The organism is Streptomyces sp. AC602_WCS936 (assembly GCF_019049125.1).
Lineage (GTDB): Bacteria > Actinomycetota > Actinomycetes > Streptomycetales > Streptomycetaceae > Streptomyces.
Genome location: NZ_JAGMUF010000066.1, coordinates 274,662 through 286,954, shown reverse-complemented (window position 1 = coordinate 286,954; position 12,293 = coordinate 274,662). Strand labels below are relative to the sequence as shown.

The following is a 12,293-nucleotide window of genomic DNA, read 5'->3' as shown; positions in this document are numbered from 1 at the left end:
CGGATCCAGTTGTGGACGTGCAACGGGACGGGTGCGCAGAAGTGGGCGGCGCAGTCGGACGGTACGGTGCGCAATCCGCAGTCGGGCAAGTGCCTGGACGCGTCGGGCGGTACGTGGAACGACGGGACGCCGGTCCACCTGTGGACCTGCCACACCGGACCCAACCAGAAGTGGACCCTGCCCTGACCGATTCCTGAGAGCACCGGACACGGTAGGTCCCGCTCACCCGGGTGAGCGGGACCTACCCATGCCGCTGGACATTCGATTCACGGTGCTCGGCGTCTTGACGTGTACGCGCCGTCATGGGTTCATGGGAGCGCTCCCACGCTAGTAAGCGCTTCCCACCTACCCACTGGAGCCACCGTGCGCACACCACCACGCCCATCCCGGCAGGGCCTCTCGGCCCGCCTGCTCACCGCACTGGCCACCCTGATCGGCTTATTCGTCCTCGGCGCCCTCTGCCCGGCCGCCGCCCTGGCCCAGCCGTCGCCCGGCGCCCAGGCGGCCACCGGCCTGCACATCAGCGGGGGCCGGCTCCTGGAGGCCAACGGCAACGATTTCGTCATGCGCGGCGTCAACCACGCCCACACCTGGTATCCCGGCGAGACCCAGTCGCTGGCGGACATCAAGGCACTGGGCGCCAACAGCGTCCGGGTCGTCCTCTCCGACGGTCACCGCTGGAGCGAGAACAGCCCCGCCGACGTGGCGAACGTCGTCGACCGGTGCAAGGCGAACCGGCTGATCTGCGTGCTGGAGGTGCATGACACCACCGGCTACGGCGAGGACGCCGCGGCCGGCACGCTCGACCACGCCGCCGACTACTGGATCGGCCTCAAGGACGTGCTGGCCGGCGAAGAGGACTACGTCATCGTCAACATCGGCAACGAACCCTGGGGCAACACCGACCCCGCCGGCTGGACCGAGCCCACCGTCGCGGCGGTGAAGAAGCTGCGCGACGCCGGGTTCCGGCACACGATCATGGTGGACGCGCCCAACTGGGGCCAGGACTGGCAGGGCGTCATGCGGGCCAACGCCCAGGCCGTCCACGACGCCGACCCCACCGGCAACCTGATCTTCTCGATCCACATGTACAGCGTGTACGACACGGCCCAGGAGATCACCGACTACCTCCAGGCCTACGTCGACGCCGGACTGCCCATCCTCATCGGCGAGTTCGGCGGCCCCGCCGACCAGTGGGGCGACCCCGACGAGGACACCATGATGGCCACCGCCGAACAGCTGGACCTCGGCTACCTGGCCTGGTCGTGGAGCGGCAACACCGACCCGGTCCTGGACCTCGCCCTCGACTTCGACCCGAGCCGGCTCAGCTCCTGGGGCGAGCGCATCTTCCACGGCGCCGACGGCATCGCGCGGACCTCGAAGGAAGCGACGGTCTTCGGCGGCGGAACCCCGGACGACACCGAGGCGCCCACCGCTCCGGGGGCCCCGGCCGCCTCCGCCGTGACGGACACCTCCGTCACCCTCGGCTGGGCCGCGGCGACCGACAACGTCCGAGTCACCGGATACGACGTCGTCCGGGTCGACGACGGCACCGAGACCCGGGTCGCCACCTCCACCACCAACTCCGTCACCGTGACGGGCCTCACCGCCGGCACCGCCCACACCTTCGCGGTCTACGCCCGCGACGCGGCCGGCAACCGCTCGGCCCGTTCCGCCACCGTGGACGTCACGACCCGTGAGGGCGGCGGCACCCCCGGCGCCACGTGCGCGGTGACGTACCGCGTCGTCGGCGAGTGGCCGGGCGGCTTCCAGGGGGAGATCGCCGTCCGCAACACCGGGACCGCGCCCCTCGGCCCGTGGACGCTAGCCTTCACCTTCCCGGACGGTCAGACCGTCACCAACATGTGGGGCGGAACACCGACACAGACCGGCGGCGCGGTGAGCGTCACCCCGGCCTCCTACACCGCCACCGTCCCGGCCGGCGGCACCGTCACCCTCGGGTTCACCGCCGGGAAGGGCAGCGCCAACACCGCCCCGGCCGCGTTCACCGTCAACGGGACCAGCTGCGTGTGACAGGCGTCACCACGACACCTCGCGGACGTCGGCCCGGCTCTGCGGCCGAGTCGTCGCCGTGATCTCCGACCGGTGGCGGCTCGCGGAGAACGTCACCGTCAGTGTCTGCGGGTCGCTCTGCTCCGTGCTCGCCGTGAACCCCCGGTTCGGCACCGCCGAGATCAGACACACTCCGCGGTCGCCGAACCGCACGGTCGCCTTGCCGCCCTCGGAGGGCACCGTGTAGACACCGGCACCGCCCTCGCACCCCGAGCCGCCCTCGCCGCCCGAGCCGCCCGAACCGGTCGGCGTGCCCGGCGGAGTGGTGCGGGAGGTCGGTGTCGGCGTCGGTGTGGGGCCCGGCTCGGACGGCTCCGCGCTGCTCCGGGACGGCGTGGGGCTGGGCCTGCGGCTGGTCGCCGACGGGCTGGGTGAGGGCTCCGCGGTCCTCGACGGGCTGGGCCTCGGGGACTCGGGCGGCTCACTCGGCGCCGACTGCGCGACCGGCGCGGTCGGCCGGGTCGAGCCCACCACGAAGTGGATCGTGATGATGACAGCCGTGACACTGGCTGCCGTGCACGACAGCCAGATGATCAGGTAGCGCAGGAGGCGGGACACGACACCATAGTGACGGACCGGCTAACGTGCCTGCCCATGGCCTCCGTACTGGTCGTCGAGGACGACCCCGTGATCCGGGCCGCGCTGATCGAGGTCCTGACCGGGCACGGCTACGCGGTCAAGACCGCCCACCAGGGTTTCGAGGCGCTGCGCGACATCACCCAGAGCCCGCCGGACATCGTGGTGCTGGACCTCGGGCTGCCCGACCTCGACGGTCTCGACGTGCTGCGCATGATCCGGGGCATCTCCCGCGTCCCGGTCCTCGTCGCCACCGCCCGTGACGACGAGGGCGAGATCATCCGGCTGCTCAACGCCGGGGCCGACGACTACATGGTCAAGCCGTTCTCCGGCGGTCAGCTCGCCGCCCGGCTCGCCGCCGTACTGCGCCGGTCCGTGCCCGTCGACGTCCAGGCCGCGCGGAGGCCCGTCCTCCAGGTCGCCGACCTGCGCATCGACCCCACCGCGCGCACCGCGCACCTCGCCGGCCGGGAGCTCCCGCTCACCCGCCGCGAGTTCGACCTGCTCGCCTACCTCGCCGCCAACACCGACCAGGTCATCTCCCGGCAGCGGATACTCGCCGAGGTGTGGCAGCAGCCGTACGTCGAGGACCAGACGGTCGACGTCCATCTCTCCGCACTCCGCCGCAAAATGGGAGAGAAGGCGCGAAAGCCCCGCTACCTCCACACCGTGCGCGGCATAGGCATCAAGTTGGTCAGCTCGCCATGAGACGTGCCCTCGCCGGGATCGCCCTGGCCGTCACCTCGATGGTGGCGCTGTCCTTCCTCATCCCGCTCGCCCTCCTCGTCCGCGAACAGGCCCGGGACCGGGTCACCACCGCCGCCGAGCAGCGGGCCTCCGCCCTGTCCCCGGTGCTCGCCCTCACCACCCGGCGCGCCGACGTTCAGCAGGCCGTCGCCGAACTCGGCTCCGCCGACCAGCTCGTCGTACGGCTTCCCGGCGGCGGCTTCGTGGGCACCCCGCACGCGCCCCGGGACGCGCTCGACCGGGCCGTACGCGGCCGCGAGACGCTCGCCGTGGACACCGACGAGGGCTGGGTCTACCTCCAGCCCGTCGTCCTGCGGGGGGACCGGGTCGCGGTGGTGGAAGCCTTCGTGCCGGCCGCCGACCTCACCCGGGGCGTGGCCGCGTCCTGGGGTGTGATGGCGCTCCTCGCGCTGGGCCTGGTCGGTGGCTCGGTGCTGGTCGCCGACCGGCTCGGCGCCCGCGTCGTCCGCTCCTCCCGCGGCCTCAAGCGCGCCTCGCTGGCCCTCGGCTCCGGCGACCTGGACGTACGGGTGGAACCGGACGGCCCGCCCGAGCTGCAGGAGGCCGGCGCGGCGTTCAACACGATGGCCGACCGGGTCGTCGACCTGCTCGCCGTCGAACGCGAACTGGTCGCCGACCTCTCGCACCGACTGCGCACCCCGCTGACCGCCCTCTACCTGGAGGCCGACCGGATGGGCGCGAGCCCCAGCGCCCGGCGGGTCACGGAGGCGGCCGGCCAGCTGGAGAGCGAGCTGGACTCGATCATCGCCGCGGCCCGTACACCGCTGGCCTCCGCGCACCTGACCGGTGCGGGGGCGGGCGCGTCGAAACCGTGCGACGTCGCCGAGGTGGTCGCGATGCGCCTGGACTTCTGGTCGGTCCTCGCCACCCAGCAGGCCCGGCCGTACGAGCGCTCCCTGACCCCGCGCCCGGCGCCGGTCGCCTTCCCCGAGGACGACCTCGCGGCCGTCGTCGACGCCCTGATCGGCAACGTCTTCCGGCACACCCCGGAGGGCACCGCCTTCGCCGTGCGCGTGGAGCGGGCGGACCGGCACGTGTTCCTGACGGTCGACGACGCGGGCCCGGGCGTGGCGGACCCCGACGCGGCGCTCACCCGGGGCGTCAGCGTCGGCGGCTCCACCGGACTCGGCCTGGACATCGTGGCGCGGGCGGCCCGCGCGGCGGACGGCGAACTGACGATCACCCGCGCGCCGCTGGGCGGCGCGCGGGTGCGGGTGTCGTTCGTACTGGCCGGCGCGAGCGGCGCCGGGACGCGGTGACGGGCGTCAGCGAGGGGCGCCGAAGTTCTGCGTCCACCAGGGGCCGCCGTCGCCGAAGTGCGCGCCGACGCCCAGCTCCTTGAAGGAGCAGTTGAGTATGTTCGCGCGGTGGCCGGAGCTGTTCATCCAGGACTCCATCACCGAGGCCGCGTCCGCCTGCCCACGGGCTATGTTCTCGCCCAGCGTCGACCACTGGTATCCCGCGGCCTCGACCCGGGTCGTCATCGTGGAGCCGTCGGGGCCCGTGTGGGACATCACACCGCTGCTCGCCATGACGTCGCTGTAGTCGTCGGCGGCCCGGGTCAGCCGGGAGTTCGCCGTGACCGGCGAGCAGCCCGCCGCGGCCCGCTCCTCGTTGACCAGCGCGAGGACCTGCGCCTCGGGCCCGCTGGACCCGCCGGAACCGGAACCCGACCCCGAGTCCGCCCCGGTGCTGCCCGACCCCGAGTCGCCGCTTCCGCTCGCCGGACGGTCGTCGCCGCCGCTCTTCGCCGTCGTCCGCACGGGCGCCTTCGACGCGGGCTCGGCCGACTTCCGCTCCGTACTGGGGGTGGGGCTCGCCGACCGCTTCGGCTTCTCCTTCGGCTTCGCGGTCTCGCTCGGCGAGCTGCTCGCCGAGGGACTCGGACTCGCCGAACCGGAGGCGAGCGGCACCGCGCCGCCCGCCGCGTCCTCGGCGCCCGGCGCCTCACCGGCGGTGCTCGCCGCCACCCGGTCCGAGGCCCCGCCGTCCTCACCGCCGGCGACGGCCAGGGTGATCCCGACGCCCGCGGTCACGGTGACGGCGCCCAGGGCCAGCGCGGTGCCGCGGGTCCTGAGCCCGCCGCGCGGACGGGCGTGGGAGCGGGACGGGCGAGCGGCTCGGCGGGAACCCATGCAGGACACCTCGGTCTGTCGGTCGGCTGGCTCGGCCCCCGTACCCGGTGGACGCGATCGCGCCCACCGGGACTGTGGGGGGTGTTCGAGAGCCTAGGACCCGGCCGGGGCGGAAACGGCCGTTCGAAGGTCATCTTCAAGAAGCCTTAAAAGAGCCGCCAAAGTCCGCTGAGGAACGGACGGCGTCCCTCCAGCCGGATACGCGCCCGCCGCCCGGCACCCTCGGTCCGCCGCGGGGCGCTTCAACGTGAAGAGCGGACACGGGGGACCGCAGAAGCCCCTCGCGTGCTCCCGGTGCCCCGCCGTCACCCCCTGCGGGGCGCTTGCCGTGCCGGGCCGCCGGACAGCCTGTCGGCGTGCGCCCGGCAGATCGCCGCCGCACCGCCGGCGCACCCCGAGGAGGCAGGGGCCTCCCGCCCACCGCCCCCGGGGGCGCCGCGCACCGAGAAGAAGGAGGAACGCCCGTGCCGTCCACCGCCGAGGAACGCAAGCTGCTCGACGAACTGCGGGAACTGCTGGCCGCGACGGTCGAGGACCTGTCCGTGGAGGAGATCGGACCGGACTCCTCCCTCAGGGACGAGCTGGGCGTCGACTCGCTGGCCATGCTGGAACTGGTCGCCGCGATCGAGGACCGCTGGCAGATCGAGGTGCCGCAGGAGCAGGCGGAACAGCTCACCACGGTACGGCAGATCGCCGCCCACCTCGCCGAAGTCGTCGCCGCTCCCGCGGGCGGGACCGCGTGAGCCCACGGCACGCGGCCGGCCCGGCCCCCGAGGAGCGGGCCGCCGTCGTCACCGGACTGGGCCTGACGACGGCGCTGGGCGGCGACGTCCCCTCCACCTGGCGGGCCCTGCTGGCCGGCGTGTGCGGCGTCGGGCGTCTCGACTTCGAGGCACCGGACGGCTCCGCGGCGGCCTATCTCGCGGCCCCGGCGGCGGTCGAGCCCACCACCGTGCTGACGCCCGCCAAGGCGGCGCACTGCGACCGCTCGGCGCAGTTCGCCCTCGTCGCCGCCCGGGAAGCCGTGCGCGACGCCGGGTTCGAGGAGGCGTCGTCCCTCGGCGCGAGCGGTGCGCGGGTGGCCGTGGTCGTCGGGGTGGGACTGGGCGGTCTCACCAGCATCCTGGAGCAGAACCACCGCCTCCGGACCCGCGGCGCTCGCCGGGTGAGCCCGCGCACGATCCCGCTCATGCTGCCCAACCACTCGGCCGCCGAGGTGGGGCTCATGGTGGGCGCCAAGGCCGGGGTGCACGCCCCCGTCAGCGCCTGTGCCTCCGGCGCCGAAGCGCTCTGCCAGGCCCTCGGCATGATCCGGGACGGCCGCGCCGACGTCGTGGTCGCGGGCGGGACCGAGGCCGCGCTGCATCCGCTCACCCTGGCCGGGTTCGCGCGGCTGGGCGCCCTCTCCCAGCGCCTGGACGATCCCAAGGGCGCGTCCAGGCCCTTCGACGCCGAACGGGACGGCTTCGTGATGGGGGAGGGCGCCGGCATGCTCGTCGTCGAGAGCGCCGCGCACGCCGCCGCCCGCGGTGCCCGCGTCCACGGGCGGCTGACCGGCGCGGGCATCACCAACGACAGCCATCACGTCGCCCAGCCCGCGCCCGGCGGGACGGGCTGCGCCGCCGCCGTCGACGAGGCCCTGCGCGACGCCCGGCTCCACCCGGAGCAGGTCCGGCACGTCAACGCCCACGCCACCTCGACGCCGCTCGGCGACCTCGGCGAGGCCCAGGCGCTGGAGCAGGTCTTCGCCAAGGGCCTGGACGACGTGGTGGTCAGCGCCACCAAGGGCGCCTTCGGGCACACCCTGGGGGCGGCCGGCGCCATCGAGGCCGTCCTGACCGTCCTGGCCCTGCGCGAGCGCACCGCACCGCCCGCGTGCAGCCTGGAACGCGTCGACCCGGAGATCGGCCTGAACGTCGTGGGCCGCAGCCCCGCGCTCCTGCCCCCGGGGCCCCTCGCGGCCGTCACCACGAGCATGGGCTTCGGCGGGCACAACGTCGCCCTCGCCTTCGCCGCCGCCTCATGAACCACGGCCCCCCGCTCCCGGCCGCAGGCACACCGCGCACCGTGCTGATGTGCCCCGGCCAGGGCGCCTACCTCCCGGGCGCCCTGCGCCACCTGCGCGACGTACCGCCCGTCGCGCAGGTGCTGCGGAGAGTGGACACCCACAGCGCGAAGCTCGGCGGCAGCGGCGGACCACCCGTCGGCCTCCTCCTCACCGACCCCGGCGCGCCCGGCCCCGGCCGGCTCGTGCTCACCGCCCCCCTGGCCTTCGACCTGGCCACCTACGCCGCGGTGACCGCTTCCGCGACCCTCCTGCTCGACCTCGCGGACCCGCCCGTCCACGCGGTCCTCGGCCACAGCGTGGGCGACCTGGCGGCGCTCACCGTGGCTGGGGTGATCACCCCGGAGCAGGGCGTCCGGCTGCTGCACCTGCGCGACCGGCTGCTGCGGGACGCCGCGCTGCCGGCGGCCGGCCTGCTGGCCACCGACATGACCGCCGACCGGGCGGCGGACCTGATACGGACCGAAGGCCTGGCCCAGCTGCGCGTCGCCGCCCGCAACGCGCCCGCCCAGACGGTCCTGGCCGGGCCCGACGACGAGTTGGCCGCCGTAGGGCGCACGGCCCGGGAACGCGGCCACCGCGCCACCCCGCTGACCAGCCGCACCGCCTACCACCACCCCCTGCTCACCGAGGTCCACCGGACCTTCCGCCGCCACCTGCGCGCCGAGCCCGTCGCCCCGCCCACCCTCGCCGTCTACACGGCCACCACGCACCGCCCCGTACGCACCCCCGCCGGACTGCGCACCGCGGCGGCCGCGCACCTCACCGAACCCATGGCCTTCCACCGCACCCTGGACGCACTGCGCGGGGCGGGTTTCACCACCTACCTCGACAGCGGCCCCCGGGCCCTGCTGAGCGCCCTGGCGAGGGCGGGGCTGCCGGGCTGCACGACCGCCGCCCCCTCCCGCACACCGGCCGGAGTCGACCGGCTGCGTCTGCGCCTCGCCGCCGCCCTGCGGTGACGACGCCGCCCGGGCCGGGTCCCGTGGCGGAGTGCCATGACGACGTACGTCATCTCGGTGCCGGGCACGTTCACCGGCGCGGTCCAGGGCACCACGAGCTCGACGCCCTCTCGGTCAACGACGACGGCACCTTCACCAGCCGCCTCACCGGCAGCGCGCCGCTCGGTCCCACGATCGTCACCGGAATCGACTCCGACGTCTGACGCGACCGCGACCTCACACGGCCGGACACCGGACAGTGAGTGGCCCGGCTCACATGGCGTACCGGAGGCGGCGCCGACACCATGGTCTCGTCACCCGGCAGGCTGAAGGGATCAAGAATGTTCCGCAAGGTGCTGGTCGCCAACCGCGGTGAGATCGCGATCCGCGCGTTCCGTGCGGGCTACGAGCTCGGCGCGCGCACGGTCGCCGTCTTCCCGCACGAGGACCGCAACTCGCTGCACCGACTGAAGGCCGACGAGGCCTACGAGATCGGGGAGCCGGGCCACCCGGTGCGCGCGTACCTCTCCGTGGAGGAGATCGTCCGCGCGGCCCTCCGCGCCGGAGCCGACGCCGTCTACCCGGGCTACGGATTCCTCTCCGAGAATCCCGAACTCGCCCGCGCCTGCGAGGAAGCCGGCATCACCTTCGTCGGACCGAGCGCGCGGATCCTCGAACTGACCGGCAACAAGGCCCGCGCCGTCGCCGCCGCCCGCGAGGCCGGCGTACCGGTACTCGGGTCCTCCGCGCCCTCCACCGACGTGGACGAACTCGTCCGCGCCGCCGACGACATCGGCTTCCCCGTGTTCGTCAAGGCCGTCGCGGGCGGCGGCGGTCGCGGCATGCGCCGCGTCGAGGAACCCGCGCAGCTGCGCGAGGCCATCGAGGCCGCGTCCCGGGAAGCCGCCTCCGCCTTCGGCGACTCCACCGTCTTCCTGGAGAAGGCGGTCGTCGAACCGCGCCACATCGAGGTGCAGATCCTCGCCGACGGCGAGGGCGACGTGATCCACCTCTTCGAGCGGGACTGCTCGGTGCAGCGCCGCCACCAGAAGGTCATCGAGCTGGCGCCCGCCCCCAACCTCGACCCGGAGCTGCGGACGCGGATCTGCGCCGACGCCGTCAACTTCGCCCGGCAGATCGGCTACCGCAACGCCGGCACCGTCGAGTTCCTCGTCGACCGCGACGGCAACCACGTCTTCATCGAGATGAACCCGCGCATCCAGGTCGAGCACACGGTCACCGAGGAGGTCACCGACGTCGACCTGGTCCAGTCCCAACTGCGCATCGCCGCCGGCGAGACGCTCGCCGACCTCGGCCTCGCCCAGGAGAACATCACCCTGCGCGGCGCCGCCCTCCAGTGCCGTATCACCACCGAGGACCCCGCCAACGGCTTCCGCCCGGACACCGGGCAGATCAGCGCCTACCGCTCACCGGGCGGCTCCGGCATCCGCCTCGACGGCGGCACCACCCACGCCGGCACCGAGATCAGCGCCCACTTCGACTCGATGCTGGTGAAACTCTCCTGCCGCGGCCGTGACTTCACCACCGCGGTCAACCGCGCCCGACGCGCCGTGGCCGAGTTCCGCATCCGCGGCGTCGCCACCAACATCCCCTTCCTCCAGGCGGTGCTGGACGACCCGGACTTCCAGGCCGGCCGGGTCACCACGTCCTTCATCGAGCAGCGCCCGCACCTGCTCACCTCCCGCCACTCCGCCGACCGCGGCACCAAGCTGCTCACCTACCTCGCCGACGTCACGGTCAACAAGCCGCACGGCGAACGCCCCCAACTTGCCGACCCCCTGACCAAGCTGCCGACCGCACCCGCGGGCGACCCCCCGGCCGGCTCCCGGCAGCGGCTGACCGAGCTCGGCCCCGACGGCTTCGCCCGCTGGCTGCGCGAGTCGCCCACCATCGGCGTCACCGACACCACCTTCCGCGATGCCCACCAGTCGCTGCTCGCCACCCGGGTCCGCACCAAGGACATGCTCGCCGTCGCCCCGGTCGTCGCCCACACCCTGCCCCAGCTGCTGTCCCTGGAGTGCTGGGGCGGCGCCACCTACGACGTCGCCCTGCGCTTCCTCGCCGAGGACCCCTGGGAGCGCCTGGCCGCCCTGCGCGAGGCCGTGCCCAACCTCTGCCTCCAGATGCTGCTGCGCGGCCGCAACACCGTCGGCTACACCCCGTACCCGACCGAGGTGACCGACGCCTTCGTCCAGGAGGCCGCGGCCACCGGCATCGACGTCTTCCGCATCTTCGACGCCCTCAACGACGTCGACCAGATGCGCCCCGCCATCGACGCCGTGCGCCAGACAGGCACCTCCGTCGCCGAGGTCGCCCTGTGCTACACCGCCGACCTGTCCGACCCGTCCGAGCGGCTCTACACCCTCGACTACTACCTGCGGCTCGCCGAGCAGATCGTGGACGCGGGCGCACATATTCTGGCGATCAAGGACATGGCCGGCCTGCTGCGCGCCCCGGCCGCCGCGACCCTGGTGTCCGCCCTGCGCCGGGAGTTCGACCTGCCGGTGCACCTGCACACCCACGACACCACCGGCGGCCAGCTCGCCACCTACCTCGCCGCCGTCCAGGCGGGCGCCGACGCGGTCGACGGAGCCGTGGCGTCCATGGCGGGCACCACCTCGCAGCCGTCCCTGTCAGCGATCGTCGCCGCCACCGACCACACCGAGCGGCCCACCGGCCTCGACCTCCAGGCCGTCGGCGACCTCGAGCCGTACTGGGAGAGCGTCCGCAAGGTCTACGCCCCCTTCGAGGCGGGCCTCGCCGCACCCACCGGCCGCGTCTACCACCACGAGATCCCCGGCGGCCAGCTCTCCAACCTGCGCACCCAGGCCATCGCGCTCGGCCTCGGCGACCGCTTCGAGGACATCGAGGCCATGTACGCCGCCGCCGACCGGATGCTGGGCCGCCTGGTGAAGGTCACCCCCTCGTCCAAGGTGGTCGGCGACCTGGCCCTGCACCTGGTGGGCGCGGGCGTCTCCCCGGCCGACTTCGAGGCGGAACCGGACCGGTTCGACATCCCCGACTCCGTCATCGGCTTCCTCCGCGGCGAGCTGGGCACCCCGCCCGGCGGCTGGCCCGAGCCCTTCCGCACCAAGGCGCTGCGCGGCCGTGCCGACGCCAAGCCGGTGCCGGAGCTGTCCGCCGACGACCGCACCGGGCTGGCCAAGGAGCGCCGGGCGACCCTGAACCGGCTGCTGTTCCCCGGCCCGGCGCGCGAGTTCGACACTCACCGGGCCTCGTTCGGCGACACCAGCGTCCTGGACAGCAAGGACTTCTTCTACGGGCTGCGCCCCGGCACGGAGTACACGGTCGACCTCGACCCGGGCGTCCGGCTGCTGATCGAACTCCAGGCGGTCGGCGACGCCGACGAGCGGGGCATGCGCACCGTGATGTCCTCGCTGAACGGGCAGCTCCGCCCGATCCAGGTCCGCGACCGGTCGGCGGCCTCCGACGTCCCGGTCACCGAGAAGGCCGACCGGTCGAACCCCGGCCACGTCGCGGCGCCGTTCGCCGGTGTGGTCACCCTCGCCGTCGCCGAGGGGGACGAGGTCGAGGCCGGCGCCACGGTGGCCACCATCGAGGCGATGAAGATGGAGGCCACCATCACCGCCCCGAAGTCCGGCACGGTCAGCAGGCTCGCCATCAACCGCATCCAGCAGGTCGAGGGCGGCGACCTCCTCGTACAGCTCGGCTGAGGAACGGTGGCGGCCCCGG

12 protein-coding genes are annotated in these 12,293 nt (G+C 73.9%); 10 read left to right on the top strand and 2 right to left on the bottom strand.

The genetic code is table 11. The annotated features are described in order from the left end of the window. Nucleotides 1-186, top strand: a 186-nt coding sequence (locus tag KUM03_RS23070; RefSeq protein WP_217251187.1) for an RICIN domain-containing protein, incomplete at its 5' end; no start/stop codon positions are given. A 177-nt stretch (nucleotides 187-363) separates the two neighbouring features. Next, entirely contained in the window at nucleotides 364-2,034 is a 1,671-nt protein-coding gene (locus tag KUM03_RS23065; RefSeq protein ID WP_217251186.1) for a cellulase family glycosylhydrolase, read from the top strand. Between the two features lie 6 nt (nucleotides 2,035-2,040). Here KUM03_RS23065 and KUM03_RS23060 read toward each other — a convergent pair whose 3' ends face one another. Further along, nucleotides 2,041-2,253, bottom strand: a complete 213-nt coding sequence (locus KUM03_RS23060; protein WP_217251185.1) for a hypothetical protein — start codon at nucleotides 2,251-2,253, stop codon at nucleotides 2,041-2,043. A 70-nt stretch (nucleotides 2,254-2,323) separates the two neighbouring features. Between KUM03_RS23060 and KUM03_RS23055 the strand changes: the two genes are divergently transcribed. Genes KUM03_RS23055 through KUM03_RS23045 form a run of 3 tightly spaced genes read left to right on the top strand, consistent with a single transcriptional unit; the run spans nucleotide 2,324 to nucleotide 4,676 of the window. Beyond that, the gene (locus tag KUM03_RS23055; protein WP_254399720.1) at nucleotides 2,324-2,614 is read left to right on the top strand and encodes a hypothetical protein; all 291 of its coding nucleotides are present in this window, start codon (nucleotides 2,324-2,326) and stop codon (nucleotides 2,612-2,614) included. A gap of 53 nt (nucleotides 2,615-2,667) precedes the next feature. After that, complete coding sequence (locus KUM03_RS23050) at nucleotides 2,668-3,357, top strand: response regulator transcription factor (RefSeq protein ID WP_217251184.1); 690 nt, start codon at nucleotides 2,668-2,670, stop codon at nucleotides 3,355-3,357. After that, nucleotides 3,354-4,676, top strand: coding sequence for a HAMP domain-containing sensor histidine kinase (locus KUM03_RS23045; protein WP_217251183.1), 1,323 nt, complete (start codon nucleotides 3,354-3,356; stop codon nucleotides 4,674-4,676). The genes KUM03_RS23050 and KUM03_RS23045 overlap by 4 nt, the downstream gene beginning before the upstream one ends. Before the next feature lie 6 nt (nucleotides 4,677-4,682). On the opposite strand, the gene KUM03_RS23040 is transcribed toward KUM03_RS23045, so the two are convergent. After that, on the bottom strand, nucleotides 4,683-5,552 hold the full coding sequence (locus KUM03_RS23040) for a CAP domain-containing protein (protein WP_217251182.1): 870 nt from the start codon (nucleotides 5,550-5,552) through the stop codon (nucleotides 4,683-4,685). A gap of 464 nt (nucleotides 5,553-6,016) precedes the next feature. Between KUM03_RS23040 and KUM03_RS23035 the strand changes: the two genes are divergently transcribed. The 5 genes from KUM03_RS23035 to KUM03_RS23015 all read left to right on the top strand — a co-directional run bounded on the left by KUM03_RS23035 (nucleotide 6,017) and on the right by KUM03_RS23015 (nucleotide 12,274). After that, nucleotides 6,017-6,295, top strand: coding sequence for an acyl carrier protein (locus tag KUM03_RS23035; RefSeq protein ID WP_217251181.1), 279 nt, complete (start codon nucleotides 6,017-6,019; stop codon nucleotides 6,293-6,295). Further along, nucleotides 6,292-7,578 carry a beta-ketoacyl synthase gene (locus KUM03_RS23030; protein WP_217251180.1) on the top strand — a complete coding sequence of 429 codons (1,287 nt, stop codon included), beginning with the start codon at nucleotides 6,292-6,294 and terminating at the stop codon, nucleotides 7,576-7,578. Before KUM03_RS23035 ends, KUM03_RS23030 begins: the two co-directional genes overlap by 4 nt. After that, nucleotides 7,575-8,579 carry an ACP S-malonyltransferase gene (locus KUM03_RS23025; protein ID WP_217251179.1) on the top strand — a complete coding sequence of 335 codons (1,005 nt, stop codon included), beginning with the start codon at nucleotides 7,575-7,577 and terminating at the stop codon, nucleotides 8,577-8,579. Before KUM03_RS23030 ends, KUM03_RS23025 begins: the two co-directional genes overlap by 4 nt. A gap of 23 nt (nucleotides 8,580-8,602) precedes the next feature. After that, nucleotides 8,603-8,782 (top strand): hypothetical protein, encoded by a 180-nt coding sequence (locus KUM03_RS23020; RefSeq protein ID WP_217251178.1) that lies wholly within the window; start codon nucleotides 8,603-8,605, stop codon nucleotides 8,780-8,782. 117 nt (nucleotides 8,783-8,899) lie between these two features. Continuing rightward, a complete protein-coding gene (locus KUM03_RS23015) occupies nucleotides 8,900-12,274 on the top strand; it encodes a pyruvate carboxylase (RefSeq protein ID WP_217251177.1) in 3,375 nt (1,124 codons plus the stop codon). Nucleotides 12,275-12,293 lie beyond the last annotated feature (19 nt).

Bases quoted from the DNA above. Each gene is read 5' to 3' on its own strand.
- KUM03_RS23050 (WP_217251184.1), top strand. From the start codon at position 2,668: ATGGCCTCCGTACTGGTCGTCGAGGACGACCCCGTGATCCGGGCCGCG.
- KUM03_RS23045 (WP_217251183.1), top strand. From the start codon at position 3,354: ATGAGACGTGCCCTCGCCGGGATCGCCCTGGCCGTCACCTCGATGGTG.
- KUM03_RS23040 (WP_217251182.1), bottom strand. From the start codon at position 5,552: ATGGGTTCCCGCCGAGCCGCTCGCCCGTCCCGCTCCCACGCCCGTCCG.
- KUM03_RS23025 (WP_217251179.1), top strand. From the start codon at position 7,575: ATGAACCACGGCCCCCCGCTCCCGGCCGCAGGCACACCGCGCACCGTG.
- KUM03_RS23015 (WP_217251177.1), top strand. From the start codon at position 8,900: ATGTTCCGCAAGGTGCTGGTCGCCAACCGCGGTGAGATCGCGATCCGC.